Genomic DNA, 25,363 nt, shown 5'->3' on the forward strand with positions numbered 1-25,363 from the left:
GCGCACCGGAGACGCATGCGAAGAACCGCGCTGGCAGGCGATAATGATCCTGCAGCACGAAAATATGCGCGCCAGTGCATCTGAACTTGGATTCCATGGCGCTGGATATAGCGATTTTTGATCGAAACGGCAATTCGAATCATGAAGCTCTAACGCCGCGGCATCTGCTTCATCTTCTTCTCGATCCGCCGCAGCGCCAGCGACAGGCCGATCGTCAGAATCAGGTAGATATAGGTGACGATCGAATAGGTCTCGAAGAAGCGGAAGGAGCCGGACGCGTAAACCTTGCCCATTTGCGTGATGTCGGCCACGCCGAGGACGGAGACGAGGGAAGAATCCTTCACCATGGAGACGAAGTCATTCGAGAGCGGCGGGAAGATGACCCGGATCGCCTGCGGGAAGACGACGAGCCGGAAACGGCGGTAGCGCGACAGGCCGAGCGACTTGGCCGCCTCGATCTGGCCGATATCGACTGACTGGAAACCGGCGCGGAAGATTTCGGCGATGAAGGAGGAATAGCCGATCATCAGGGCGATGATGGCGCGCCACATCAGCGACAGGTCCCGCACGAGGATCGGCTCGGCAATACCGGCCTTCACGAGGGGTGTGATCAGGAAATTATAGGCTGCAACAACGCCCGGCGCGCCGACGAAGGCGATATAGAAGAGCAGCACGAGGATCGGAATGCCCCGGATGATCTCGATGTAGAAACGGGCGACCTGTCGCAGCACGATGCTGTCGGAAAGGCCGAGCAGGGCGATGCCGAGACCCAGCACTGTCGCCAGCACAAAGGCGACGAGTGTCACGAACACGGTAATGCCGGCACCATTCACGACGGTCCGGAAGACCTGCGCGTAGATGTCGTTGGTGATGATGACGACGGCGAGAACGACGCCGATCAGAACAAGGACGACCAGCCACCAGGGACGGTCGTCCTTCTCGTGTCGCGGGGATGGTGGTAATGCCATCTGCGATCGCTCGAGGGGTTACTCGCCCATCTTGTAGTCGAGGAACCATTTCTTATTCAGCGCATCAAAGGTGCCGTCCGCCTTCAGCTCGGCTATGGCGGCATTGACCGGAGCGACGAGATCGGAACCCTTCGGGAAGATGAAGCCGAAATCCTCTGTGCCAAGCGGTTCGCCGACGACCTTCAACGCGCCATTGGAGGAATCGACATAACCCTTGGCAGCGACGCTGTCGGTGAGGACAAGATCGACATCGCCGGTCTTCAGGGCCTGCACGGTTGCGCCGAAGGTCTCGAAGAGTTTGATGCGCGGGTTCTGCTCGTTGCCATCGAGTATTTCATAGACAGCGGTATAGAAAGGAGAGGTGCCGGGCTGGGCGCCGATCAGGCCATCGTTGAAGGCATTGAAACTCTTGGCGTCAGCGAAACGCTTCTCATCGCCACGAACCAGCATGAACTGCTGCGAGCGCATGTAAGGGTCGGAAAAGTCGACCTTCTGCTTCCGATCATCCTTGATGGTGATGCCGGTCATGCCGATGTTGTACTGGCCATCGGATACGGCCTGGATCATCGCGTCCCAGCTGGTGTTCTGGTACTCGACCTTGAAGTTCAGCCGCTTGGCGATCTCGTTCATAGCATCATATTCCCAGCCGATCGCCTTGCCGGATTTGGGATCGACGAACTGCAGCGGCGGATAGGCGTTTTCCGTCACCACGACGACGGTCTTGCCGCCCAGGTCCGGCAGGCCGGCGGCGAGAGCTGCGAGAGGCGAAAGCATTGCGGCGGTCAGGCCGGCAAGTACGGTGCGGCGAAAGAACATGATATGGCTCCCCAATCTTTGAACGGCAGAATTGTCATGGAAGACGCCGATATGGCAAGGCTGCAGGCATCGCCGATCGGCGCAAAAAAGAAAAGGCGGCCCAAAGACCGCCTTTCCCCTGCAATGATTTCGCTTTCGCGAGGTGCTTATTCAGCCGAGCCTTCAGCAGCGGCTGCAGCTTCTGCGGCGGCCTTTGCTTCAGCGGCTTCCGCTGCTGCCTTTTCGGCGGCGAGAGCCTGCGCTGCTGCAACCTTTTCAGCCTCGATACGTGCCTTTTCCTCGGCAACGGCCTGACGCTCGGCATCGTTGAGCTTGCGGGCGCGGACGCCGGTATCTTCGACGATACGGGCCGACTTGCCGCGACGGTCGCGCAGGTAGTAGAGCTTGGCGCGACGGACCTTACCGCGGCGAACGACTTCAACGCTTTCGATCAGCGGGGAGTAAACCGGGAATACGCGCTCGACGCCTTCGCCGTAGGAGATCTTGCGGACCGTGAAGTTCTCCTGCAAGCCGCCGCCGGAGCGGGCGATGCAGACGCCTTCGTAGGCCTGAACGCGGGTACGGTTGCCTTCCGTAACCTTCACGTTGACGCGGACGGTGTCGCCCGGGGAGAACTCGGGAAGGGTGCGCTTGGCTTCGATCTTGGCGGCCTGTTCGGCCTCAAGCTGCTGAATGATGTTCATCGTCTTAACCTTTGGTTCTTCTGAAACAGCCAGAGCGCTCACACTGTCCTTCGGTCAATGCCTCCGGAGTTTGCCCTTGCGGGCGGGAGCGGGTTCGCCATTCTTTGTTTGCTGGCAGACGGGGTTAAACCCCATTTCCGCGTGGGCCATTACACGAAAGACTTCCACCTGTCATCCCTTGGACGACAAATTTGTTAAATCAGCCCGCTTTTTCGGGCTTCTGCGCCCCAATCAAGTCTGGCCGCCTTTCCTTCGTCAGGGAGACGGCCTGATCATGGCGCCATTTCTCGATGGCGCCATGATTGCCCGAAGTGAGGATCGCCGGAATCTCCCGGCCTTCCCACTCCTGAGGGCGGGTATAATGCGGATGTTCCAGAAGTCCGCCTTCGAAGCTTTCATGCAGACCGGAGAGGTCGTTGCCCATGACGCCCGGCAGGATGCGGACGATCGCGTCGAGCAGGATCAACGCTGCCGGCTCGCCGCCTGACAGTACGTAATCGCCGATCGAGACTTCCTCGAGTTCGCGTGCCTCGATCACACGCTGGTCGACGCCTTCGAAACGGCCGCAGACGATGATCACTCCGTCACCGGCCGCAAGCTGCCGCACACGCTCCTGCGTCAGCGGCTTGCCACGCGGGCTCATCAGCAGGCGCGGGCGGTTGTCATTTTCAGAAGCGCTGTCGATGGCCCGGGCGAGCACATCGGGTTTCAGCACCATACCGGCGCCGCCGCCGGCGGGCGTATCATCTACGGTTCGGTGTTTATCCGTCGCAAAATCACGGATCTGCACGGTATCGAGCGACCATTGTCCACGCTCCGCCGCCTTGCCAGCGAGCGAAAAATCCAGATGGCCCGGAAACATTTCCGGGTAGAGTGTCAGCACGGTCGCCCGGAAAGCCATGGCGCCTACTTCTTTTTCTTAGGCTTGCCGGGGGCGAGCCCCTTCAGGTCATCGGGACTGTCGACGAGACCGGCCGCAAGCGGATCAATGAGCAGTTTGCCGGCTTCAAGGTCGATTTCCAGCACGGAGGCTTCCGAAAAGGGGATCAACACCGGACGCTTGCCGGGGCCTTTGAGTTCCAGAAGATCGCCGGCGCCGAAATCGAAGACTCCGGTCACCGTGCCGTAACTGATGCCCTGATCGTCGAAGGCTTCGAGCCCTTCCAGATCGGCATAGAAGAACTCGTCGTCCTCCAGTTCCTCATCCGACAGGTTGTCGCGTTCGATGTAGAGTTCCAGGCCGTTCAACGCCTCGGCGGCATTTCGGTCGTTGACGCCGCGGAAGCGGACGACGACCATATTCTTCATTTCGCGCAGTTCGAGAACTTCGAAAACGCGTCCATCCATGCTGTGCAGATGGCCGTAATCACCGAGCGCGGTCGGATCGGCCGTATAGGCCTTTACACGCACCTCGCCGCGAATGCCCTGCGCGCCGCCGATGGTTGCCATCAGCACCGGGTTTTCAAGCTTGGTCATGGGTTCCTTCATTCGAACGCAGGCAAGAAGCTGAGATCACGCCTCTCATAAACGAAGTGCGCGATAATGGAAACGAAAACGGGCGGCATGTCGCCATGCCGCCCGTCCGGATTGCGTCGAAACCGATTATTCGGCGGAAGCAGCAGCTTCGGCGGCGTCGGCAGCCTTCTGGGCCTTCTCGGCAGCGCGTTCCTGAGCCTTCTTGCCCGGCTTTGCCTTTTCCGGATTGTTGCGGGTTTCGCGCTTGGAAATGCCGGCTTCGTCGAGGAAGCGCAGGACGCGGTCGGTCGGCAGGGCGCCCTGGTCGAGCCAGTGCTTGATGCGCTCGCCGTTCAGCTGAACGCGCTTCTCGTCGCCCTTGGCGAGCATCGGGTTCCAGGAACCGAGATTCTCGAGGAAGCGGCCGTCACGCGGGCTGCGGGCATCGGCGAGAACGACGTGGTAATACGGGCGCTTCTTGGAACCACCGCGTGCAAGACGAATTTTCAGTGCCATGTTCTTTACTCCTTAGGCTTTTCTTGACCGCTTCGTGGGGCGGTATGGTTATCGGGCTGCGGCGCTCTGTTCAGCGTGGTCCGCAGCGATCTGCTCATGATGCCGGATGACTTCCTTGATGACGAAGTTCAGGAACTTCTCGGCGAAATCCGGGTCCAGGTGCGCATCTTCGGCAAGCTGACGAAGACGAGCGATCTGGTATTCCTCGCGCGCCGGATCGGCCGGCGGCAACTTGTACTTGGCCTTCAGCACGCCGACCTCTTTGGTGCAGCGAAAGCGTTCGGCCAGAATGTGGACGAGCGCCGCATCGATATTGTCGATCGACTGGCGGTAGCTCGAAAGCTGGGCTTTGACGTCTGGATCAATCATGGGGCAGGCGATCCTTTCACTTCTTCTTGGGCAATCCGGGCAGGCCCGGGAAACCACCACCGAGGCCCGGCAGTTTTGCGCCGCCAAGACCAGGCAATCCGCCCGGCAAGCCCCCGCCTAGACCGGGCATACCCCCACCCGGCTTTCCGAGACCTGCCGCTTCCGCCTGCTTCTGCAGGGCTTCCAGCTGCTTCGGGTCGATATTCGAAAGGTCAGGCATGCCGCCCATGCCGCCGAGGCCCCCCAACCCCATCTTGCCGGCAAGGCCGCCCATCATCTGCTTCATCATGCCGCCTTTGCCCTTGCCGCCCATCATCTTCATCATGTCGGCCATCTGCCGATGCATCTTCAGAAGCTTGTTGATGGCAGCGGCATCGGTGCCGGAGCCGGCGGCGATGCGCTTCTTGCGCGAATGCTTGAGCATATCAGGGTTGGCGCGCTCGGCCTTGGTCATCGACTGGATGATGGCGATCTGGCGGCCGAACAGCTTGTCGTCCAGGCCGGCGGCGGCCATCTTGTCCTTCATGCCGGCCATGCCGGGCATCAGGCCCATAATGCCGCCCATGCCACCCATCTTCTGCATCTGACGCAACTGGTCGGCGAGGTCGTTCAGGTCGAACTTGCCCTTGGCCATTTTGGCGGCCATTGCGGCCGCTTTTTCGGCGTCGATGTTCTCGGCAGCCCTTTCGACGAGCGAGACGATGTCACCCATGCCGAGGATGCGGTCTGCAATGCGGCGGGGGTGGAATTCTTCCAGCTCGCCCATCCGTTCGCCGACGCCGATCAGCTTGATCGGCTTGCCGGTGACGGCGCGCATGGAAAGGGCAGCACCACCGCGGCCATCGCCGTCCATACGGGTCAGCACGAGGCCGGTGATGCCGACGCGTTCGTCGAAATTGCGGGCGAGGTTGACGGCGTCCTGACCGGTCAAGCTATCGGCGACCAACAGGATTTCGTGCGGGTTCGACTTCTTCTTGATGTCGGCCATTTCGACCATCAAGGGTTCATCGATATGGGTACGGCCGGCGGTATCGAGGATGACGACATCATGGCCGCCGAGCCTGGCGGCCTGGACGGCGCGGGCGGCGATATCGGTCGGAGACTGGCCGGCGATGATCGGTAGCGTGTCGATATTTGCCTGGGCGCCGAGCTGGCGAAGCTGCTCCTGCGCGGCCGGACGGCGCGTGTCGAGCGATGCCATCAGCACCTTTTTCTTCTCGCGCGTCGTCAGCCGGTTGGCGATCTTTGCCGTGGTCGTCGTCTTACCGGAGCCTTGCAGACCGACCATCATGATGACGACCGGGGCGGCTGCATGAAGGTCGACACCGACACCTTCGCCACCGAGCATTTCGATCAGCTCGTCATGGACGATCTTGACGACCATCTGGCCGGGCTTGATCGACTTCAGGATCTCGGCGCCGATGGCCTTTTCACGGACGCGGTCGGTAAAGGAGCGGACGACTTCCAGCGAAACGTCGGCTTCCAGAAGCGCACGGCGAACCTCCCGCAGCGCCGCGGAAACATCACTTTCCGAAAGCGCGCCACGGCCTGTCAGTCCATTCAGGATGGAACCAAGACGGTCCTGGAGGTTCTCAAACATCAGCTCTTCCTTGCTACGTTTCGGGGAGTTTTTGGATGCCCTGGAACGTCGTGCTTTTCCTTGACGAAAACAAGACGCAAAGCCAAAAAGCACCCGAGGGCGCAGCGCGCTGTCGGGTGTTGACCTCCGGAATCCAGTGTTCCGGTCGGCGGCTCGGAGTCTGTTACTCGTCGCAGATTTGGCGTGATAAACAGGAAAGCTGCGGGAAAGTCAAGGCGAATGCGTTCAACGGCGTCGTCGCAGGCTTTTTCGACGTCGTGCGGCAGGACTGGTGTGGGGATATTCCGCTATGCAGCCGGTCGCGCGACGGAAGTATATATACATACTAACATAATCGCTTTAAAATTCGTCGATGTTTAGTTGAATATTTTGATCGGTAAGCCGAATTCGCGCGAAATGCCAGTTGCAAAATATTCCGCTTCTGATTCTACTTTCCACTTAAGTAAATTCTGTAAAATGATTCGTGAATATCCTTGATGCCGAATGAATCGGCGGAGATATCAAATGATAAATCCAGACATAGAAAGCTGGGCGCTGGCGCGTGCCCATAATATAGTTCTGCGCGAAGGCCTGAATTTGGCGAAGGCGGCACAGGACCTGGATCGCAAACGGTCTCGGTTGCTGGTCTATGAGCTCAGAAAGGTCATTACCGCTGCTATCGTCGAAGCCCACGCGGCGTCTCTCAATTCTGAAGGCACGGTGCGGTAGATCCGTATTTCGCCTGGTTTGCAAAGGCTGACGGTGCCGTACCCGTTCTGATTTCGCGGGCCTAGCCTTTATGCGTAAGAAAGAGGACGAGGCTCGCTTGGTGCTCACCCACTGGTAATCCCCGAGCATTTCCGCCATATACAGCCAAAACGCAGCGGAAATAGTCAGATGAGTAACACGGTCGAATTCGCGAAGATGAACGGGCTTGGCAACAAGATCCTGGTTATCGACATGCGCGGGCGGACCGACAAGGTGACGCCGCAGGCGGCGGTCGCACTCAATACGGATGCAGAAACGCAGTTCGATCAGATCATGGCCATCCATGATCCGAAGGCGCAGGGAACCGACGCCTACATCGACATCCTCAATTCCGATGGTTCGAAGGCACAGGCCTGCGGCAATGGTACGCGCTGCGTCGTGCAGGCGCTTGCCGCCGAGACCGGCAAGAAGGCCTTCACCTTCCAGACGGTCGCCGGCATCCTGAACGCAGTCGAGCATGAGGACGGCACGATCTCCGTCGATATGGGACAACCGGTTTTCGAATGGAACCGTATTCCGCTTGCGGAAGAATTTCACGATACGAGCCGCATCGAGCTGCAGATCGGGCCGATCGACAATCCGGTGCTGCATTCGCCTTCGGCCATGTCGATGGGTAATCCGCATGCGATCTTCTGGGTCGACCGCGATCCGATGAGCTTCGATCTCGAACGTTTCGGGCCGTTGCTCGAAAACCATCCGATGTTCCCGGAAAAGGCGAATATCACGCTGGCGCAGGTCATCTCGGATTCGGCGCTGCGGACGCGCACCTGGGAGCGCGGAGCAGGCCTGACGCTTGCCTGCGGTTCGGCCGCCTGCGCCTCTGCCGTCAGTGCCGCGCGCACCGGCCGCACCGGCCGCAAGGTGACGATCGATGTCGCCTCCAGCCCGATCCGCCAGCCGCTGGTCATCGACTGGCGCGAAGACGACCATGTCGTCATGACCGGCCCTGCCGAATGGGAATGGTCCGGTGCGCTCGATCCTTCGACCGGCACATGGTCCCGCGATGCCGAACGTGGGGCGGAAGCGCGGTGAGCGGCGTCGAGGTCATTACCTTCGGCTGCCGTCTCAATACCTATGAATCCGAAGTCATGAGATCGCAGGCCGAAGCGGCCGGGCTCAACAATGCCATTCTGGTCAATACCTGTGCCGTGACCGGCGAGGCCGTGCGCCAGGCCCGACAGGCGATCCGCCGCGCGCGCCGCGACAATCCGCATGCCCGCATCATCGTCACCGGCTGTGCAGCCCAGACGGAAAAGCAGACCTTCGCAGAAATGGCCGAGGTCGATGCCGTGCTCGGCAATGAAGAGAAGCTGAAGGCCGCCTCCTATCGCGCGCTTCCCGATTTCGGCGTTTCGGCGGAAGAGAAGCTGCGTGTCAACGACATCATGAGCGTTCGCCACACCGCGCCGCAGATGGTCAAGCATATCGATGGCCACGTGCGCGCCTTCATCCAGGTGCAGAACGGCTGCGACCACCGCTGCACCTTCTGCATCATCCCCTATGGCCGCGGCAATTCGCGTTCCGTGCCGATGGGGGCGGTGGTCGAACAGGCGCACAGTCTCGTGGCAGGCGGCTATCGCGAAATCGTGCTGACCGGCGTCGATGCTACGAGCTATGGCGCAGATCTTCCCGGCGAGCCGACGCTTGGGCTGCTCGCAAAGACGCTGCTCAAGCAGGTTCCCGACATACGCAGGCTGCGGCTATCTTCGATCGACAGTATCGAGGCCGACCGCCATCTCATGGACCTCATTGCGGACGAACCGCGCTTCATGCCGCATCTGCATCTTTCCCTGCAACACGGCGACGATATGATTCTCAAGCGCATGAAACGCCGTCATTTGCGTGCCAATGCTCTGCGTTTCATCGAAGACGTGCGCCGGCTGCGGCCGGAGATCAGCTTTGGTGCAGACATGATCGCCGGCTTCCCGACGGAGACCGAAGAGATGTTCGGGAACGCAATGCGCCTTGCCGAGGAAGCCGACATCGCGCATCTGCACGTCTTCCCCTACAGTCCACGGCCCGGCACGCCTGCCGCGCGCATGCCGCAGCTCGATCGCTTGCTCATCAAGGAACGTGCCGCTCGCCTCCGCGCCACTGGACAGATGCTGTACCAGCGCCATCTGGACAAGATGGTCGGAACGCGGCAATGGCTGCTGGTAGAAAATAACGGTCTTGCCCACACGGAAAACTTCACGCTTGTTGCCGTGCCCGGCCTTCGCCCGCGCGATATCGTCGAAGCGACGATATCAGGCCACAACGGCAAGCATCTCGACATGCAATTGACGGCTGCCGCGGCGGCCTGACTTCACGGACAGCTCATGGCGCTCAGTTTCATCAAAAAGGTCTTCACCTTCGGCAAGCCGGCGGAAGAGCCTGTGCCAGAGGCTGCTGAACGGGAGCTGGAGCCGCGCTCGCGCGACGAAGATCTGCCAATTGCGGCCGATCCTGTTCTTGCCGAGGAAATGGATACGGCCGGCGGGCCGGCGGCGGATATCGATGAAGCTCTCGCCGAGCAAGAACCGGTTGAAGCTCAGTCGGAATTGCTCCCGACCGTCGATGATCTGGGCGACATGGGCGTGGTTCCCCTGTCGCTGTTGGAAGCCGAGGCGGAAGCGAATGCAGATGACGCTGCGGTAGCACCCCCCTCTGTCCCTTCGGGACATCTCCCCCACAAGGGGGGAGATCGTTTGGAGGATGACGCTGCCGTGAGAGAGGAAGGCAGAGTCGAGCCTACGGAAGTATTTCCAGAGGAGATTCCGGCGGAGGAGGCGCAGAATATTCCGGTGGAGGTGGAGCAAGGTTCTCAATCCTTCCCAATCTCCCCCCTTGTGGGGGAGATGTCCGGCAGGACAGAGGGGGATGTCACCCCCGCCGAATCGCCGCCGAATCCCATCCTTCCCAGAGGCTTTGCCACCGGACCGCAAGCCGAACCTGAACCTGCGGTGGCGCCCCAGCCGAGACTTTCCTGGTTCCAGCGCCTGCGCAATGGTCTGGCGCGCACATCCTCGCAGCTCACCGGCCAGATCGCTGCGCTCTTCACCAAGCGCAAGCTCGATGATGAGACGTTGCAGGATCTCGAAGATCTGCTCATTCAGGCCGATCTCGGCGTCGAGACGGCAATGCGCGTGACTGATACGCTCGCTTCCGAACGTTACGGCAAGGATGTGACCGGTGAGGATGTCAGCCGCATCATGGCGGCTGAAATCGCCAAGGTGCTGAAGCCGGTCGCCAAGCCGCTGCAGCTCGATCTCTCGCACAAGCCGCACGTCATCCTCGTCGTCGGCGTCAACGGTACCGGCAAGACAACGACTATCGGCAAGCTTGCGGCCAAGCTGTCCGGTTCCGGCCTCAAGGTCATGCTGGCGGCCGGCGATACATTCCGCGCAGCCGCCATCGAGCAGCTGAAGATCTGGGCCGATCGCACCAAATCCGAATTCATCGGCACTAAGCTGGGTGCGGATGCGGCGGGTCTTGCCTATGACGCCTTCGAACAGGCGAAGGCCAGGAAATGCGATGTGCTGATCATCGATACGGCCGGCCGACTGCAGAACAAGGCAGAGCTGATGGCCGAACTGGAAAAGATCGTGCGCGTGCTCGGCAAGCTCGATCCCGATGCGCCGCATACCGTGCTCCAGACACTCGATGCAACAACCGGACAGAATGCGCTCAATCAGGTTGAGATCTTCCGCAATGTTGCCGGCGTCAGCGGGCTGATCATGACCAAGCTTGACGGCACGGCGCGCGGCGGCATCCTGGTGGCGATCTCCGCCAAGCATAAGCTGCCGGTCTATTTCATTGGCGTTGGGGAAGGGGTCGACGATCTCGAACCGTTCGAGGCCGAGGATTTTGCGCAGGCCATTGCCGGTATCAGCCAATGATGCCACAGATTAGCCGTTGATGGCTTGCATGCATTGCAAAAAAAGCAGGTTTGAAGAAGCATGACGACTGAAAGCGATATTACTCCCAGCGCCGCAGACCGGCATCATCCGCTTCTGAAACTGGCGCTGGAACTCGGGCCGCTTCTGGTCTTTTTCTTTGCCAATCTGCGTGGTGAATGGCTCGTCGCCCGTTTTCCGGCGTTGGCTGAGCTCGGCGGTCCCCTCTTCGTGGCGACAGGGCTGTTCATGGGCGCAACCATTCTCTCGCTGGTGGTTTCCAAGATCATGCTTGGCCATCTGCCGATCATGCCGTTCGTTTCGGGGATCGTCGTGCTGATCTTCGGCTCGCTGTCGATCTGGCTGCAGAATGAAACCTTCATCAAAATGAAGCCGACAATCGTCAACGCGCTTTTCGGCTTTACCCTGCTTGGCGGTCTCGCCTTCGGCAAGTCTTTACTCGGCTATGTCTTCAACGCCGCCTTCCAGCTCGATGCCGAAGGCTGGCGCAAGCTGACGATCCGATGGGGCATCTTCTTCCTGTTCCTCGCAGTACTGAACGAGGTGGTCTGGCGCAATTTCTCGGATAATTTCTGGATCGCCTTCAAGGTCTGGGGCACGATGCCGATCACCATTATCTTCACCATGGCGCAGATGCCGCTGGTGCTGAAGCACAGCATTTCCACCGAGGCTGAAAGCGAGAAGTGACTGCTATCGAGAGCGCCGACCGAGCGCGGCATCAGATCTTCTGGTTTTCTGCCTGTCTTGCGGTGCTGGTCGTCCAGATCGTTGCCGAATATCTGATGGGCCGGGTGCCGATCTGCACTTGCGGCTACATCAAGCTGTGGGAAGGAACGGTCAATTCCAGCGGCAATTCCCAGCATCTGTCCGACTGGTATACGCCGTCGCATATCATCCACGGCTTCCTGTTCTACGGGCTGGCGCATCTCGTGCTTCGCGGCAAGCCGTTTGCGGCGCGCCTGCTGTTGGCTGTTCTCATCGAATCCGGCTGGGAGCTTCTGGAAAATTCTCCCCTGATCATCGATCGCTACCGCACGGCGACGATCTCGCTCGACTATTACGGCGACAGCATCATCAATTCGGCGATGGACGCGATCTTCATGGCGGTCGGCTTCTTCTTCGCCTCGAGAGCGCCCGTGGCGGTTACGGTTGCCATTGCCATCTTCTTCGAGATTTTCACCGGTTACGTGATCCGGGACAATCTGACGCTGAATGTGCTGATGCTGATCTGGCCGGTCGAGGCGATCAAGGTCTGGCAGGGCGGAGTTTAGGAAGCCGGCTTGCCGAGCGCTTTTTCCATTGCTGGAAAAAGACCCTCCTTCAGGCTAGTGTCGTCGAAGGGGCCAACACGCTTGTAGATGATCGTCCCATCGGACGAGACGAGATAGCTTTCCGGAATGCCGTAGACGCCCCAGTCGATCGCCGCCTTGCCGTTCGGATCGACGCCGATGGCGTGATAGGGATTGCCGAGCTCACCGAGGAAACGCAGGGCGTTCTCGTTCTTGTCCTTATAGTTGATCGCGACGATGTTCAGCCGCCCGTCCTCGGCAAGCTGCTTGAGAAGGGGATGTTCATCGCGGCAGGGAATGCACCAGGAGGCGAAGACATTGACGAGGGTGAGCTTGCCCTTGACCGCTTCATCCGTCAGTGCCGGCAGATTGGAGCCTTCGAGTGACGGCAGGTTCAGCGATGGCGCCTTGGTGCCGATCAAGGCGGAGGGGATTTCGGCGATATTCTTGCCATGGAAATCCTGGTCGTAGAGCATTTTCGCTGCCGTCGCGGCAATGCCACCGAAGACGACAAGCGGGATCAGGGCAAAAACATAGCGGCTGAAGCCGCGGCTTTTCGGCCTGTTGTCTTGCTGAGCTTCAGTCATTCGCTATCCTTCAGTCGGGCGGAACGGCGTCTGATGCCGGCGGCTTCGAGCGCGGCCAATTCCTTTTGACGCGCGCGTCCGTCAGACCAGGTCCAGAGTGTTACCGCAATCGTTACCAGAGCGGCGAAACCGTAGGAGCCGTAGACATAGAAAGCGTAGCTGCCCATCGCTATTCTTCCCGGCTCGCCATGCGGGCGGCCATACGGCGCTGGGAGGCGATACGGCGGCGCCAGATCTCGTTTCTCATCGCCATCAGATGCAGCGTGAAGAAGAGCAGGGTGAAGGCAATTGCCATGATCAGCAGCGGGCGCAGGAATTCCGGATCGATCGCCGGTCCATCGAGGCGCAGGACGCTTGCCGATTGATGCAGCGTGTTCCACCAGTCGACTGAGAACTTGATGATTGGGATATTGACGAAGCCGACAAGGATCAGGATGGCGGTAACGCGCGCAGCCCTGGATGGATCGTCCATGGCGCGGTTCAGCGCGATCAGGCCGAGATACATCAGGAAGAGAATGAAGACGGAAGTAAGCCGCGCGTCCCAGACCCACCATGTGCCCCACATAGGCTTGCCCCAGAGCGAGCCGGTGACGAGCGCAAGCAGGGTGAAGGCGGCGCCGAGCGGAGCTGCAGCCTTGGCCGAAACATCTGCCAGCGGATGGCGCCAGACGAGCGTACCGATCGCCGAAATGCTCATGATCGTATAGCACATCATGGAGAGCCAGGCGGCGGGCACATGCACATACATGATGCGCACCGTCTCGCCCTGCTGATAATCGCCCTCGGTCGAGAAGCTCAGATAGAGGCCGATGATAAAACAGAGGGCCGTGATGCCGGCCAGCCATGGAATGACGCGCGATGCCAGTGCCAGAAACCGCGTCGGGTTGGCGAGATCGCTGAATTTGCTGATGGCAAGGCTCGTTTCGCTCATATCCGCTTCCTTACCTTGATCTGCCCGGAGCCGCAATCGAAGCACCGATCAATCCGCCGTGTTTCTCAGCGCAAGGGCTGCTGCCGCCGGACCGATGACGGCGAAGAAGAGCGTCAGGGCAATGAGGATCAGAAATGGCGGCAGGAAGGGCGACGGTCCCACGACCGCTGCATAGGTGGCGCTGACGCCGAAGATCAGCACCGGGATCGTCAGCGGCAGGATGAGTACCGAGACCAGCAGGCCGCCACGCGGCAGTGCTACGGCAACGGCTGCACCGACAGCGCCAATGAAGGTGATCGCCGGCGAGCCGACAAGGAGCGTCAGCATGGTCGCGCCGATCGCCGTTTCGTTCATATTCATGAAGAGGCCGAGCAATGGGGAGGCGATGACGAGTGGCAGGCTGGTCGCCGTCCAGTGCGCGGCACATTTGATGAGCACAGTCAGCACCAGCGGCGTTTCCTGCATCAGCATCAAATCGAGCGAACCGTCGTCACGCTCCGCCTGGAACAGGCGGTCAAGCCCGAGCAGGGCAGCGAGCAGCGCGCCGATCCAGACGATAGCCGGCCCGATGCGTGAGAGAAGCGCAAGATCGGGTCCGACACCGAAGGGAATGACTGCGACGACCGTCAGGAAGAAGAGTATGCCGATCAGCGCGCCGCCGCCGGCGCGAATGGAGAGTCTCAGGTCGCGCAGGAAAAGGGCGATCATCCCCACACCCCCTGCTCCACCCCGGTGAAACCGGTCATTCTCAGTTCCCTGGTCTCTTTCAACCCAAGAGGCTGATGCGTCGCGGCGACGACAATCCCGCCTTCCCTGAGATGCATTTCGATCAATTCCGTAAACAACCTGTCCGCACTTGCATCCAGCGCGGCAGTCGGTTCGTCCAAGATCCAGACCGGGCGATGCGCGACCAGAAGCTTGGCGAAGGCGAAGCGCCGCTGTTGGCCGGCCGAGAGGTAGCCGAAGGGCAGGTGGGTGATGCCGGGCAGGCCGACGGCTTCGGCGGCTTCCTCAGTGCTCAGGCCGGCTTTTCCAGGTCCAAGGAAGGACCTCCAGAAATCCAAATTCTCCGCAACTGTAAGTTCAGTCTTCATGGCATTACGATGGCCAAGGTAGTGGCTGGCTACGGCTGCCGGATGCCTCTCGGCATCGACCGAATCGGAGACTGTGACAGAGCCTTTTTCCGGCCGCAAAAGACCGGCGATAACGCGCAATAAAGTGGACTTTCCCGATCCGTTTTTACCCGTCAGAATCAGGGCTTCGCCGGCCTGCAAGCTAAAGGAAACGTTAACGAAAATCAGATCCTCACCGCGCCGGGCTGCCAGATTTTCAGCGGTGAGATGCATGCATCGGTTCTTTCTTCATTGGCACCATCGGCAAGCTCAAAAAATGTCCGATTTTGACCTTTGTCGCTATGGCAAGTCTTTACGAAATTATCTATAAGACCTGCAACCACGCCAGCGGTCGGCGTGAATTTCATCCTTGCGCCGAACTTGGGGTTTTCTCCTCACGTGCGGACAGCGGAAATGGCCGTACCCGCATCCTGATGTGCATTAAGTGCATAGGCGTTCGCACGACTGTGTTGGCTATCAGAAACGGGGTCTCTCGTGTCTAAATCTCTTGACAGTTTCAATTGTCGGTCCACGCTTTCCGTCGGTGGAAAGGACTACGTCTACTACAGCCTGCCGAAGGCTGAGGCAAACGGCCTGCCCGGCGTGTCGAAGCTCCCCTATTCGATGAAGGTGCTGCTGGAAAACCTGCTGCGCTTCGAAGATGGTCAGTCGGTTACCAAGGAGCACATCCTTGCTGTCGCCGAATGGCTGAACAATAAGGGCGCCGTCGAGAACGAAATCGCCTATCGCCCGGCGCGCGTGCTGATGCAGGACTTCACCGGCGTTCCCGCCGTCGTTGACCTTGCCGCAATGCGCGACGCGATGGTTTCCCTCGGTGGCGATCCGGAAAAGATCAACCCGCTGGTTCCCGTCGACCTCGTCATCGACCACTCCGTCATCGTCGATGAATTCGGCACGCCGCAGGCTTTCGCCAAGAACGTTGAGCTGGAATACCAGCGCAATGGCGAGCGCTACCGCTTCCTGAAGTGGGGCCAGCAGGCCTTCAAGAACTTCCGCGTCGTTCCTCCGGGCACCGGCATCTGTCACCAGGTCAATCTCGAATATCTCGGCCAGACCGTCTGGACGAAGGAAGAGGATGGCGAAACGATCGCCTATCCGGACACCTGCGTCGGGACGGATTCGCACACGACGATGATCAACGGTCTCGGCGTTCTCGGCTGGGGTGTCGGCGGTATCGAAGCTGAAGCCGCCATGCTCGGCCAGCCGGTTTCGATGCTTCTGCCTGAGGTCATCGGCTTCAAGTTGACCGGCAAGCTGAAGGAAGGCGTCACCGCGACCGATCTCGTTCTGACCGTCGTGCAGATGCTGCGTAAGAAGGGCGTCGTCTCCAAGTTTGTCGAATTCTTCGGTCCGGGCATGGATAACATGCCGCTCGCGGACCGCGCGACGATCGGCAACATGGGTCCGGAATACGGCGCGACCTGCGGCTTCTTCCCGGTCGACGGCGAAACCATAAACTACCTGACCATGTCCGGCCGCACACATGACCGGATCGCGCTCGTCGAAGCCTATTCGAAGGCTCAGGGCATGTGGCGCGAAGGTGACGGTTCCGACCTCGTCTTCACCGACACGCTGGAACTCGACCTCGGCGACGTCGTCCCGTCGATGGCCGGCCCGAAGCGTCCGGAAGGCCGCATCGCGCTCGAAAACATCGCCTCCGGTTTCGCCGGCTCGATGGATGCCGACTACAAGAAGCCCGGCCAGCTTTCGAACCGCTATGCGGTCGAAGGCACGGATTTCGATCTCGGCCATGGTGACGTGGCGATTGCCGCCATCACCTCCTGCACCAACACCTCTAACCCATCGGTGCTGATCGCCGCCGGCCTTCTTGCCCGCAACGCTGTTGCCAAGGGTTTGAAGACCAAGCCTTGGGTCAAGACCTCCCTTGCTCCGGGATCGCAAGTCGTCGGCGAATATCTCGCCAAGTCCGGCCTGCAGGCCGACCTCGACAAGCTCGGCTTCAACCTCGTCGGCTTCGGCTGCACGACCTGCATCGGCAATTCCGGTCCGTTGCCGGCGCCGATCTCCAAGACGATCAACGATAAGGGTCTCATCGTTTCCGGCGTGCTCTCGGGCAACCGCAACTTCGAAGGCCGTATCTCGCCGGATGTCCAGGCGAACTATCTCGCTTCGCCGCCGCTCGTCGTCGCCTACGCTCTTGCCGGTACGGTTCAGAAGGATCTGACCAAGGAGCCGATTGGCGAAGACCAGAATGGCAAGCCGGTTTATCTCAAGGATATCTGGCCGACTTCAAAGGAAGTTCAGGAATTCATCCTGAAGTACGTCACCCGCGAACTCTACGAAACAAAGTACGCTGACGTCTTCAAGGGTGACGAAAACTGGCAGGCCGTTCAGGTTCCCCCCGGCCAGACCTATGCCTGGGACGACGAGTCAACCTATGTCCAGAACCCCCCGTACTTCGTCGGCATGGGCAAGAAGGGCACCGGCGTTTCCGATATCAAAGGCGCCCGTGTTCTCGGTCTCTTCGGCGACAAGATCACCACCGACCACATTTCTCCGGCCGGTTCGATCAAGGCTGCGTCGCCGGCAGGCGCCTACCTGCTTGGCCATGATGTTGCGGTTGCCGACTTCAACCAGTACGGAACGCGCCGCGGCAACCATGAAGTCATGATGCGCGGCACCTTCGCCAATATCCGCATCCGCAACTTCATGCTTGGCGCGAACGGCAAGGAAGGTGGCTACACCATCCACTACCCGTCCAAGGAAGAGACCTCGATCTACGATGCGGCCATGCAGTACAAGGCCGAGGGCGTTCCGCTCGTCATCTTCGCGGGCGTGGAGTATGGCAACGGCTCGTCGCGTGACTGGGCTGCGAAGGGTACGAACCTGCTCGGCGTCAAGGCCGTGATCGCCCAGAGCTTCGAGCGTATTCACCGTTCGAACCTCGTCGGCATGGGTGTCATCCCCTTCGTCTTCGAAGAGGGCACGACCTGGCAGAGCCTCGACCTGAAGGGCGACGAACTCGTCACCATCGAAGGTCTTGAGAATATCAAGCCGCGCGAAAGGAAGATTGCCAAGATCACCTATGCCGACGGCACGGTGAAGGACGTTCCACTGCTGTCGCGTGTGGATACGCTCGATGAGGTGGTCTACCTGAACAATGGCGGCATCCTGCAGACGGTTCTGCGCGATCTCGCAGCCTGATTGTTAAGATATTTGCCTGATGATAATGGCCGCCGGGAAGCAGTTTCCCGGCGGTTTTTCTTTGCGGAAAACGGGGGCTGTTTCACTGCTCACGATGATGTGTCTCGGTCGCCCCTGCTCCGGCTCCGTCTCACCCCTTCGTGACTTTCCGTTTGGACCCGGAACGATTATTCGTACGTTCATATCTCGGAGCCGGCGGTTCAGGACCGCTGCCGGTCCTGGAAAAGAGGTGCTGGTGAATGCCCCCGCGTTTTATGATCCCGCTGATCGCCGGACTTGCTTTCGCAGGTCCGCTCTTGGCTGCAGACGGTACGCCGAAAGGCGTCGTTGAGCTGTTCACATCGCAAGGCTGCTCCTCCTGTCCGCCGGCCGATGCCGCATTTCGCAAGCTCGTCAGCCAGGGCAACGTCATCGCGCTCGCCTATCATGTCGATTACTGGAATTATCTCGGCTGGGCCGACACGCTGAGCTCAAAGGAAAATACCGCGCGGCAGTACGGCTATGCCCGCATGATGGGCCGCAGCAACGTCTATACGCCGCAGGCAATCGTCAATGGCCGTGACCATCTCGCAGGCGCCGACCTCGCCGGCATCAACGGCAAAATAAACGGCTATGCCGATGAGGGCAAAGGCCTGGTCGTGCCTGTCAGCGCCCGCATGCGCGGCGATGAGTTGGAGATCAAGCTGGGCGCCGGCCAGGGCAAGGCCAATGTGGTCATCGTCTATTTCGACAAGGAAAAAACGATCAATGTCGAGAGGGGCGAAAACAGCGGCCAGAAGATTTCCTACCTGCACAGTGTGACGGATGTGGAGACCGTCGGGATGTGGGATGGAAAGGCTACGACCATCACTCTGCCGGCCAGCGTGATGGAAAAACCGGATCTCGAGGGATCTGCGATTCTCTTGCAATCTGTGACCGATAACGGCGATCCGGGAGCGATCCTCGGCGCAACGGTTGTCATGGCAGGGAAAAATATTTAATGATTTCATCCGCTTACGGAAGAACGCCAGGCGGCCCGGCCAAGCGTATTCGGGGCTGGGGTTAAGGTCGATACGCTCCGCCGGGCCCTTTGGCGCGCTGGCGCCAAACTGGAGCCTATAGTTCTCTTGGAAATGAGGCGCTGTTTTGACTGAAATGCGGCACGGCGGAGAAAGGCGGTTTCGTCCTCAGAATGACAGCCCTTTCCCTTGCAATTTGCCGCGGCTCGGGCAAACTGTCACTCTCCTGTCACATGTGGAGGCCTTGGGATTCTGATGACAGATACGCCGGATTTGCGACGCGGCGAAAGCCGCTCCGTCGACAATAGCTCTTCAACCGTCGTTGATCTCAAGGAATACAAACAGAATAAAGACCCGGTACCGGTGACATTTCACCGGCGGGAACTCGACCAGATTCTATGGATTTACGGTCGCATGGTGGGTGAGGGCGAGTGGAAAGACTATGCCATCGACCACACCAAGGAGAAGGCGGTGTTCTCCGTCTTCAAGCGCTCAGGCGAAATGCCGCTCTTCCGCATCGAGAAGAATCCAAAGCTTGCCGCCAAACAGGGCGCTTATTCGGTCGTAAACGTCAATGGCATGATCCTGAAGCGCGGCCACGAACTCGGTCCGGTGCTGAAAGTTTTCGATAAGACGCTGAAGCTCGTCGACAAGTAGGCTAAATCATCCCTTGAACAGCGTGCCTGGATAGCCATCAGGATCGGGATGGGTTTCCGTTCCTTGGCCGAGTGCGCGCTGCATCAGCATCGTATCCAACCAGCGGCCGTGCTTGTAGCCGGCACCTTTCATCAGACCGATCTCTTCGAAACCCAGCGAACGGTGGAGGGCAATCGAAGCAGAGCTTGCACCGCCGATGACAGCGGTCATCTGGCGGAAGCCCGAGACGGTGCAGCGCGAAATCAGTTCTCCAAGGAGCAGCTTGCCGATGCCCTTGCCGCGCGCGCCCGTACCCAGATAAATCGAATCCTCGACCAGCCAGCGATAGGCCGGACGGGTCCGGAATGCCGATGCGTAGGCATAGCCAAGCAGTGTTCCGTCTTCGGCTGTTGCGGCGATGTAGGTATAGCCCTGCTTGCAAATAGCGGAGTAGCGAGCCGACATTTCCGTCTCGGCCGGTGGCACGATCTCGTAGCTCGAAGTGCCGTTCAGCACGGATTCGCGATAGATTTCAGTGATGGCGGGAAGATCGGAAGGAAGGGCGTCGCGCAGGAGAGGGAGCATTTCAGATCGATCGGCACGGTTGGATGAAGGTCTATGTTGAAGCACTCCGGCGAACAGCCTGCAACAAAAAAGGCGGCCGAAGCCGCCTTTTCGTGTTTCAGTACAAACTGCTTATTTGCGGTTGCCCATGAACTGCAGCAGGAACATGAAGAGGTTGATGAAGTCGAGGTAGAGCGTCAACGCGCCCATAATGGCCTTGCGGCCTGCGACGTCATAACCGTCTGCTTCATAATACATTTCCTTGATCCGCTGGGTATCGTAGGCGGTCAGGCCTGCGAAGATCAGCACACCGATCACGGAGATCGCGAACTGAAGGGCGGACGAAGCCAGGAAGATGTTGACCAGCGAAGCGATGATCAGGCCGAAGAGACCCATGATCAGGAACGAACCCATCGCCGACAGATCACGCTTGGTCGTGTAGCCGAAGAGCGACAGCGCGCCGAAGGAGGCGGCCGTCACGAAGAAGGTCTGCGTGATGCTCGATTGCGTGTAGATCAGGAAGATCGACGACAGCGAGAGACCGACCAGTGCAGCATAGATCCAGAAGGTTGTCTGAGCCGCAGCCACGCTCATGCGGTTGATGCGGAAGCTCAGGAAGAAGACCGCCGCAAGAGGCGCAAGGATCACGACCCAGCGCAGGGGCGACTGGTACAGGACCTGGCCGAACTGGGTGAGCTGGCCGTCCTGGACGGCGAAGGTGAATGCGAAATAGGCGGCCAAACCAGTGATCGCCAGACCCAGCGCCATCAGGTTGTAGACCTTGAGCATATAAGCGCGGAGGCCTTGATCAATCACTTCGCCGGTTTGTGCGCGGCTTTGGTAGTTACGAAGGTCAGCCATAGTTTCCTCTTACAAGCTCCGATGGAAATACGGTGTCGGGTTCACGACCCGGGCGCCGCTGCGGAGCTCCAGCATGCCTGCTGACAATATGAGGCTTTCGCCCTTTTCAAACAAGGCCCTTGCAATCAGCCATTCGGTTAAATCGCCGTAAGGTGAAGGGATTTGAGCCTCTCGCCCTTTTATAGCTCGCGTAAAACGGGTGCTGCCTTCTGTCCCAAAATGCGCCAAGTGCCAATGAGGCCAATGCCAACGGTCAGTACGAGGGCTGTAGCGAGGGTGAGACCGGCGACATCGGGCATGAAGCTGGAGGGCAGGTGCATGATGCGGCTGACGATGAACCAGGCGGCCACGCCGCCGGCAAAGAGCGCGAAAATGGCGGTGGCGACACCGAGGATGAGATATTCATAGCTGAAGGCACGGATCAGCATGATCCTCGTCGCGCCAAGCGTTTTCAGTACCACCGCATCATGCGTGCGCGCCCGATTTCCGGCGGCGAGTGCGCCGGCCAGCACGAGAACGGATGCGATGAGGGCAACGGAGGCTGCAGCGCGGATCGCGGTCGCAAGCTCGCCGACCAGTTGATTGACGATATCGATCGCGTCCTTGACGCGCACGCTCGTGATCGTCGGATAGGCGTTGGTCACCGATTTCAGGATCGCGGCGTCTTCAGTCTCGGTCGATGCGGGATCCGTCAGTGTCGCCAACCATGCATGCGGAGCGCCACGGAAAGTGTTCGGTGAGAAGACCATGACGAAATTGATCGACAGCGATTCCCATTCGACTCGCCGCAGATTGGCAATTTTGGCGGTGATGTTGCGGCCGAGAACATTGACGGTCACGGTATCGCCGATCTTGAGGCCGAGCTCGCGTGCCTCCTCCGCCGAGAAGGAGACAAGCGGCTCGCCGCTATAGTCTTTGCCCCACCACTGGCCTTCGGTAAGGGCAGAATTCTCCGGCAGGCTTTCCTCGTAGGTAATGCCGCGGTCGCCATTCAGCACCCAGCGGCCCGTCGCCGGGACATTCATCTTGGTTACGTCCTGGCCATTGAAGGCAATGATACGGCCGCGCAACATCGGCACTTCCATTAGTTTGCCATTCGGTGACTGAGTGTGGATCAGGTTGCGGAAGGCATCGACCTCGGCGCTCTGGATATCGACGAAGAAGAAGTTCGGCGCACCCTCGTTCATGCGCCCGGTCAATTGCTGGCGCAGGTTGCCGTCGATCAGCGTGAGGGTCACCAGCAGGGCAAGGCCGAGACCGAGCGAGAGGACGACTGAGGGCGTCAGTGCTCCGGGGCGATGGATATTGCCGATCGCCAGCCGGAGCGCCGGCGAATTGACGCGCGGGCTTCTACGCGCCAGCCAGGCGATCAAAACCGCGACGAGGCGCAGGATGACGAAGGCGAAAATGATAGCGGCGACGAAGACCACGGCAATAAAGCGATCATAGGCGGTCAGAATGGCAAGCCCTGCAAGGGCTGCGATGAAGAGCATGGCGAGCAGCACATAGGGCCAGGAGGGCAGGCGGCGTGCCTCGAAACCCTGCTCACGGAAGAGAGCGGTGGCAGGCACTTCGCGCGCATGGCCGAGCGGCAGGATGGCAAAGGCAAGCATCGTCAGCATGCCGAAGAGGGCTGCAAGCAATAGAGCGCCGGGATAGAGCGTCGGATCGGTTGAGACCGGCAGGAACTGGGCAAGGAACTGTGCGGCCAGCATCGGTGACAAGGCACCGAGCACAAGACCGATCAGGATGCCGACTGCTGCGATAATGGCGATCTGGAAGAGATAGATCCAGACCACGACGGCTGCCGGGGCGCCCAGGCATTTGAAGGTCGCAATCGTCGTGCGTTTGGCATCAAGGAAGGCGCGAACCGCGTTGGCGACGCCGACGCCGCCGACGATCAGCGCGGTCAGGCCGACCAGCGTAAGGAATTGCGAAAAGCGGGTGATGTTTTCCGTCAGCGATGGGGCGGCGCGATCGCTCGTGCGGACCGACCAACCGGCCGAAGGGAATTCCCTGGTGGCGCGGGCCTGGATGCCGCTCATCATGCTGCGGTCTTCCAGCTTGATCTTGTAGACGTGTTCCACAAGGCTGCCGGTCTGTATCAGGCCGGACGCCTGTAGCGCGTTTCGGCTGACGAGCATACGGGGAGCGAAACCGAAACCTTCCGAAAGCGCATCCGGCTCGGTCTTGACCGTGCCCGTGATGCTGAGCTTGACGTTGCCGAGCAGCAATTCGTCGCCGATCTGCAATCCCAACCGCTCCAGCAACAGCGGGGCAACGACTGCACCATAAGTGCCGCCTTCGCCTGATAGGAGGGAGGGGAGCGGATAGTTCGGCGCAGCTTCAAAAGTGCCGTAGAGCGGATATGCATCGTCGACGGCCTTGACCTCGACCAATGCCTGATCCGATCCATCCGGCTTGCGGGCCATGGAGCGCAGACCAGTGGAGACGGAGACCTCGCCTAGACCGCGCAGGAAATTCATTTCCTCCGGCGTTGCCTCGCGATTGTTAAGTTCGAAGCGGATGTCGCCGGCCAGGAGTTCCTGCCCCTGCGAAGCGATTGTATCGGTGATCGACTGCGAGACCGAGTTGACGGCAGCGATTGCGGCAGTGCCGAGCGCGATACAGGCGAGGAAGATGTAGAAGCCCTTCAGGCCGCCGCGCAGCTCGCGCAGGGCCAGGCGGAAAGCGAGCGAAATACGCGGAGTGACGATCGTCATGCAATCGCGGCCTCCGATTGGCGGATGGCGCTATCGCCCTCGATGCGCCCCGAGCGGACGCGGATCTGGCGCGAGCAGCGATTGGCGAGGCTGATATCGTGGGTCACGAGCAGCAGGGTCATGCCGCGCTCGGCCTGTTTGGAAAACAGGAGGTCGGCGATCTGGCGGCCGGTATCGGTATCGAGATTGCCGGTTGGTTCGTCGGCGATCAGCAAGGCAGGTGACGGGGCAAGCGCACGGGCGATTGCAACACGCTGCTGCTCGCCGCCGGAGAGCTGGCCGGGATAATGGTTCAGGCGCTCGGCGAGCCCGACCGATGCCAGTTCGCGTCGAGCGATCTCGAACGGATCTGGAATATTGGCGAGTTCGAGGGGGACGGCGACATTCTCCAGCGCCGTCATATTGGCGATCAGATGGAAGGATTGGAAGACAATGCCGATATTGCGGCCGCGGAAATCGGCGACCTGATCCTCGCTCAGAGTATGCAGGGGCGTGTCATTGATGTTGATCTCGCCGCTGTCGAGTTTTTCCAGACCCGCAAGCACCATCAGCAGCGTGGACTTGCCGGAACCCGAAGGGCCGACGATGCCGACGGATTCGCCGGCACTGACCTCCAGATCGATGTCCTTCAGCACATGGACGGAGGCCGCAGCAGTGCCGAGCGTCAAATCGGCGTGTTTCAGATCGATGATGGTTTTGGCCAACAGAAATCGCCCTATATAGTTCCGTAACCGATGGCCGCATAACGGCTCCTAGCCAATCTAGGGAAAGCATTATGAGATTTAAAGTTGCCGCCCTTCACTTCGCTGTCATCGTCTTCTCGCTGACTTTCTCGACAGTTGCGCAGGCACGCACCATCCATCTGGTCGGTTTCGGCGACAGCCTGATGGCAGGCTATCAGCTGCCGCAGGGCGATGGCTTTCCCGAGAAGCTGCAGGCTGCCCTGAAGGCAAAGGGGGTCGATGTTTCGATCACCAATGCCGGCGTATCAGGCGACACGACAACCGGCGGATTGGCGCGAATCGACTGGTCGGTTCCCGATGACACCGATGGGGTGATTCTCGAACTCGGCGCCAATGATGCGCTTCGCGGCATCCCGCCGGAACAGAGTGAAAAGAATCTCGATCAGATGATAAGCCGGTTAAGGGGGCGGGGCATAGCAGTGCTGCTTGTCGGCATGATGGCGCCACCGAACATGGGTTCGGACTATGCCGAACGCTTTAACCCGATCTATCAGAAACTCGCGGAAAAACATGGCGTTGACCTCTACCCATTTTTCCTCGACGGCGTGGTGCTGGATGCCGGTCTGAAGCTCGATGACGGTATGCATCCAAACGCCAAGGGAGTCGATGTGATGGTGGAAAAGATGGAACCGGCAGTCACGAAATTCGTTGGGACGATTTCTTCTGTGAAGAAATAGGGGCTT

The 25,363-nt window shown here is 59.7% G+C and carries 27 protein-coding genes; 10 read left to right on the forward strand and 17 right to left on the reverse strand.

Features of this window, described 5'->3' with window-relative positions; genetic code table 11:
- Window positions 1-149 precede the first annotated feature (149 nt).
- The 8 genes from FHT78_RS25830 to ffh form a co-directional block, all read right to left on the reverse strand.
- Window positions 150-968 carry an amino acid ABC transporter permease gene (locus FHT78_RS25830; protein ID WP_183749413.1) on the reverse strand — a complete coding sequence of 273 codons (819 nt, stop codon included), beginning with the start codon at window positions 966-968 and terminating at the stop codon, window positions 150-152.
- 18 nt (window positions 969-986) lie between these two features.
- Window positions 987-1,784: a basic amino acid ABC transporter substrate-binding protein gene (locus FHT78_RS25835; RefSeq protein ID WP_183749414.1), complete on the reverse strand. Its 798-nt coding sequence runs from the start codon at window positions 1,782-1,784 to the stop codon at window positions 987-989.
- A 146-nt stretch (window positions 1,785-1,930) separates the two neighbouring features.
- The gene (rplS, locus tag FHT78_RS25840; RefSeq protein WP_183749415.1) at window positions 1,931-2,467 is read right to left on the reverse strand and encodes a 50S ribosomal protein L19; all 537 of its coding nucleotides are present in this window, start codon (window positions 2,465-2,467) and stop codon (window positions 1,931-1,933) included.
- Window positions 2,468-2,666: 199 nt separating this feature from the next.
- Entirely contained in the window at window positions 2,667-3,368 is a 702-nt protein-coding gene (trmD, locus tag FHT78_RS25845; protein ID WP_183749416.1) for a tRNA (guanosine(37)-N1)-methyltransferase TrmD, read from the reverse strand.
- Between the two features lie 5 nt (window positions 3,369-3,373).
- On the reverse strand, window positions 3,374-3,943 hold the full coding sequence (rimM, locus tag FHT78_RS25850; protein WP_183749417.1) for a ribosome maturation factor RimM: 570 nt from the start codon (window positions 3,941-3,943) through the stop codon (window positions 3,374-3,376).
- A 126-nt stretch (window positions 3,944-4,069) separates the two neighbouring features.
- Window positions 4,070-4,438, reverse strand: coding sequence for a 30S ribosomal protein S16 (gene rpsP / locus FHT78_RS25855; protein ID WP_183749418.1), 369 nt, complete (start codon window positions 4,436-4,438; stop codon window positions 4,070-4,072).
- A gap of 48 nt (window positions 4,439-4,486) precedes the next feature.
- Window positions 4,487-4,807, reverse strand: a complete 321-nt coding sequence (locus FHT78_RS25860) for a chorismate mutase (protein ID WP_037101839.1) — start codon at window positions 4,805-4,807, stop codon at window positions 4,487-4,489.
- Between the two features lie 16 nt (window positions 4,808-4,823).
- Window positions 4,824-6,407: a signal recognition particle protein gene (gene ffh / locus FHT78_RS25865; protein WP_183749419.1), complete on the reverse strand. Its 1,584-nt coding sequence runs from the start codon at window positions 6,405-6,407 to the stop codon at window positions 4,824-4,826.
- 483 nt (window positions 6,408-6,890) lie between these two features.
- Between ffh and FHT78_RS25870 the strand changes: the two genes are divergently transcribed.
- The 6 genes from FHT78_RS25870 (at window position 6,891) to FHT78_RS25895 (ending at window position 12,321) form a co-directional block, all read left to right on the forward strand.
- Window positions 6,891-7,115 carry a hypothetical protein gene (locus tag FHT78_RS25870; RefSeq protein WP_183749420.1) on the forward strand — a complete coding sequence of 75 codons (225 nt, stop codon included), beginning with the start codon at window positions 6,891-6,893 and terminating at the stop codon, window positions 7,113-7,115.
- A gap of 168 nt (window positions 7,116-7,283) precedes the next feature.
- The gene (dapF, locus tag FHT78_RS25875; protein WP_183749421.1) at window positions 7,284-8,186 is read left to right on the forward strand and encodes a diaminopimelate epimerase; all 903 of its coding nucleotides are present in this window, start codon (window positions 7,284-7,286) and stop codon (window positions 8,184-8,186) included.
- The gene (gene mtaB / locus FHT78_RS25880; protein ID WP_183749422.1) at window positions 8,183-9,457 is read left to right on the forward strand and encodes a tRNA (N(6)-L-threonylcarbamoyladenosine(37)-C(2))-methylthiotransferase MtaB; all 1,275 of its coding nucleotides are present in this window, start codon (window positions 8,183-8,185) and stop codon (window positions 9,455-9,457) included. The genes dapF and mtaB overlap by 4 nt, the downstream gene beginning before the upstream one ends.
- A 15-nt stretch (window positions 9,458-9,472) precedes the next feature.
- On the forward strand, window positions 9,473-11,032 hold the full coding sequence (ftsY, locus tag FHT78_RS25885) for a signal recognition particle-docking protein FtsY (RefSeq protein ID WP_183749423.1): 1,560 nt from the start codon (window positions 9,473-9,475) through the stop codon (window positions 11,030-11,032).
- Between the two features lie 60 nt (window positions 11,033-11,092).
- The gene (locus FHT78_RS25890; protein ID WP_183749424.1) at window positions 11,093-11,737 is read left to right on the forward strand and encodes a septation protein A; all 645 of its coding nucleotides are present in this window, start codon (window positions 11,093-11,095) and stop codon (window positions 11,735-11,737) included.
- A complete protein-coding gene (locus FHT78_RS25895) occupies window positions 11,734-12,321 on the forward strand; it encodes a DUF2585 domain-containing protein (RefSeq protein WP_183749425.1) in 588 nt (195 codons plus the stop codon). Before FHT78_RS25890 ends, FHT78_RS25895 begins: the two co-directional genes overlap by 4 nt.
- Here the strand turns inward: FHT78_RS25895 and FHT78_RS25900 are convergent.
- From FHT78_RS25900 to ccmA, 5 genes are read right to left on the reverse strand one after another with little or no spacing between them, the layout of a single operon-like run.
- The gene (locus FHT78_RS25900) at window positions 12,318-12,926 is read right to left on the reverse strand and encodes a DsbE family thiol:disulfide interchange protein (RefSeq protein ID WP_183749426.1); all 609 of its coding nucleotides are present in this window, start codon (window positions 12,924-12,926) and stop codon (window positions 12,318-12,320) included. The genes FHT78_RS25895 and FHT78_RS25900 overlap by 4 nt on opposite strands.
- Window positions 12,923-13,093, reverse strand: a complete 171-nt coding sequence (gene ccmD, locus FHT78_RS25905) for a heme exporter protein CcmD (protein ID WP_183749427.1) — start codon at window positions 13,091-13,093, stop codon at window positions 12,923-12,925. The genes FHT78_RS25900 and ccmD overlap by 4 nt, the downstream gene beginning before the upstream one ends.
- 2 nt (window positions 13,094-13,095) lie before the next feature.
- Window positions 13,096-13,857, reverse strand: a complete 762-nt coding sequence (locus FHT78_RS25910) for a heme ABC transporter permease (RefSeq protein ID WP_183749428.1) — start codon at window positions 13,855-13,857, stop codon at window positions 13,096-13,098.
- Between the two features lie 48 nt (window positions 13,858-13,905).
- The gene (gene ccmB / locus FHT78_RS25915) at window positions 13,906-14,565 is read right to left on the reverse strand and encodes a heme exporter protein CcmB (RefSeq protein WP_183749429.1); all 660 of its coding nucleotides are present in this window, start codon (window positions 14,563-14,565) and stop codon (window positions 13,906-13,908) included.
- Window positions 14,562-15,203, reverse strand: a complete 642-nt coding sequence (ccmA, locus tag FHT78_RS25920) for a heme ABC exporter ATP-binding protein CcmA (protein ID WP_183749430.1) — start codon at window positions 15,201-15,203, stop codon at window positions 14,562-14,564. The genes ccmB and ccmA overlap by 4 nt, the downstream gene beginning before the upstream one ends.
- 261 nt (window positions 15,204-15,464) lie before the next feature.
- Between ccmA and acnA the strand changes: the two genes are divergently transcribed.
- From acnA to FHT78_RS25935, 3 genes are all read left to right on the forward strand, one after another.
- Window positions 15,465-18,155: an aconitate hydratase AcnA gene (gene acnA, locus FHT78_RS25925; RefSeq protein WP_183749431.1), complete on the forward strand. Its 2,691-nt coding sequence runs from the start codon at window positions 15,465-15,467 to the stop codon at window positions 18,153-18,155.
- A gap of 239 nt (window positions 18,156-18,394) precedes the next feature.
- Window positions 18,395-19,135 carry a thioredoxin family protein gene (locus FHT78_RS25930; protein ID WP_183749432.1) on the forward strand — a complete coding sequence of 247 codons (741 nt, stop codon included), beginning with the start codon at window positions 18,395-18,397 and terminating at the stop codon, window positions 19,133-19,135.
- Between the two features lie 273 nt (window positions 19,136-19,408).
- On the forward strand, window positions 19,409-19,810 hold the full coding sequence (locus FHT78_RS25935) for a DUF2794 domain-containing protein (RefSeq protein WP_183749433.1): 402 nt from the start codon (window positions 19,409-19,411) through the stop codon (window positions 19,808-19,810).
- 6 nt (window positions 19,811-19,816) lie between these two features.
- On the opposite strand, the gene FHT78_RS25940 is transcribed toward FHT78_RS25935, so the two are convergent.
- The 4 genes from FHT78_RS25940 to FHT78_RS25955 form a co-directional block, all read right to left on the reverse strand.
- Window positions 19,817-20,374, reverse strand: a complete 558-nt coding sequence (locus tag FHT78_RS25940; protein WP_183749434.1) for a GNAT family N-acetyltransferase — start codon at window positions 20,372-20,374, stop codon at window positions 19,817-19,819.
- 111 nt (window positions 20,375-20,485) lie between these two features.
- Window positions 20,486-21,214 (reverse strand): Bax inhibitor-1/YccA family protein, encoded by a 729-nt coding sequence (locus FHT78_RS25945; RefSeq protein ID WP_183749435.1) that lies wholly within the window; start codon window positions 21,212-21,214, stop codon window positions 20,486-20,488.
- A 179-nt stretch (window positions 21,215-21,393) separates the two neighbouring features.
- Complete coding sequence (locus tag FHT78_RS25950; RefSeq protein ID WP_183749436.1) at window positions 21,394-23,937, reverse strand: ABC transporter permease; 2,544 nt, start codon at window positions 23,935-23,937, stop codon at window positions 21,394-21,396.
- A complete protein-coding gene (locus FHT78_RS25955) occupies window positions 23,934-24,641 on the reverse strand; it encodes an ABC transporter ATP-binding protein (protein ID WP_183749437.1) in 708 nt (235 codons plus the stop codon). Before FHT78_RS25955 ends, FHT78_RS25950 begins: the two co-directional genes overlap by 4 nt.
- Before the next feature lie 71 nt (window positions 24,642-24,712).
- Between FHT78_RS25955 and FHT78_RS25960 the strand changes: the two genes are divergently transcribed.
- Window positions 24,713-25,357 (forward strand): arylesterase, encoded by a 645-nt coding sequence (locus FHT78_RS25960; RefSeq protein WP_183749438.1) that lies wholly within the window; start codon window positions 24,713-24,715, stop codon window positions 25,355-25,357.
- Window positions 25,358-25,363: the final 6 nt, after the last annotated feature.

The organism is Rhizobium sp. BK196 (assembly GCF_014193255.1).
In the GTDB taxonomy this organism is placed as follows: Bacteria; Pseudomonadota; Alphaproteobacteria; order Rhizobiales; family Rhizobiaceae; genus Rhizobium.

Coding starts and splice junctions, on each gene's coding strand:
- FHT78_RS25945 (WP_183749435.1), bottom strand. CDS start 21,214: ATGGCTGACCTTCGTAACTACCAAAGCCGCGCACAAACCGGCGAAGTG.
- ffh (WP_183749419.1), bottom strand. CDS start 6,407: ATGTTTGAGAACCTCCAGGACCGTCTTGGTTCCATCCTGAATGGACTG.
- ccmA (WP_183749430.1), bottom strand. CDS start 15,203: ATGCATCTCACCGCTGAAAATCTGGCAGCCCGGCGCGGTGAGGATCTG.
- FHT78_RS25900 (WP_183749426.1), bottom strand. CDS start 12,926: ATGACTGAAGCTCAGCAAGACAACAGGCCGAAAAGCCGCGGCTTCAGC.
- ftsY (WP_183749423.1), top strand. CDS start 9,473: ATGGCGCTCAGTTTCATCAAAAAGGTCTTCACCTTCGGCAAGCCGGCG.
- FHT78_RS25930 (WP_183749432.1), top strand. CDS start 18,395: ATGCCCCCGCGTTTTATGATCCCGCTGATCGCCGGACTTGCTTTCGCA.
- rplS (WP_183749415.1), bottom strand. CDS start 2,467: ATGAACATCATTCAGCAGCTTGAGGCCGAACAGGCCGCCAAGATCGAA.
- FHT78_RS25835 (WP_183749414.1), bottom strand. CDS start 1,784: ATGTTCTTTCGCCGCACCGTACTTGCCGGCCTGACCGCCGCAATGCTT.
- FHT78_RS25830 (WP_183749413.1), bottom strand. CDS start 968: ATGGCATTACCACCATCCCCGCGACACGAGAAGGACGACCGTCCCTGG.
- FHT78_RS25870 (WP_183749420.1), top strand. CDS start 6,891: ATGAATCGGCGGAGATATCAAATGATAAATCCAGACATAGAAAGCTGG.
- FHT78_RS25890 (WP_183749424.1), top strand. CDS start 11,093: ATGACGACTGAAAGCGATATTACTCCCAGCGCCGCAGACCGGCATCAT.
- rpsP (WP_183749418.1), bottom strand. CDS start 4,438: ATGGCACTGAAAATTCGTCTTGCACGCGGTGGTTCCAAGAAGCGCCCG.
- FHT78_RS25935 (WP_183749433.1), top strand. CDS start 19,409: ATGACAGATACGCCGGATTTGCGACGCGGCGAAAGCCGCTCCGTCGAC.
- FHT78_RS25940 (WP_183749434.1), bottom strand. CDS start 20,374: ATGCTCCCTCTCCTGCGCGACGCCCTTCCTTCCGATCTTCCCGCCATC.
- FHT78_RS25860 (WP_037101839.1), bottom strand. CDS start 4,807: ATGATTGATCCAGACGTCAAAGCCCAGCTTTCGAGCTACCGCCAGTCG.
- trmD (WP_183749416.1), bottom strand. CDS start 3,368: ATGGCTTTCCGGGCGACCGTGCTGACACTCTACCCGGAAATGTTTCCG.
- rimM (WP_183749417.1), bottom strand. CDS start 3,943: ATGACCAAGCTTGAAAACCCGGTGCTGATGGCAACCATCGGCGGCGCG.
- dapF (WP_183749421.1), top strand. CDS start 7,284: ATGAGTAACACGGTCGAATTCGCGAAGATGAACGGGCTTGGCAACAAG.
- FHT78_RS25910 (WP_183749428.1), bottom strand. CDS start 13,857: ATGAGCGAAACGAGCCTTGCCATCAGCAAATTCAGCGATCTCGCCAAC.
- FHT78_RS25950 (WP_183749436.1), bottom strand. CDS start 23,937: ATGACGATCGTCACTCCGCGTATTTCGCTCGCTTTCCGCCTGGCCCTG.
- ccmD (WP_183749427.1), bottom strand. CDS start 13,093: ATGGGCAGCTACGCTTTCTATGTCTACGGCTCCTACGGTTTCGCCGCT.
- ccmB (WP_183749429.1), bottom strand. CDS start 14,565: ATGATCGCCCTTTTCCTGCGCGACCTGAGACTCTCCATTCGCGCCGGC.
- FHT78_RS25960 (WP_183749438.1), top strand. CDS start 24,713: ATGAGATTTAAAGTTGCCGCCCTTCACTTCGCTGTCATCGTCTTCTCG.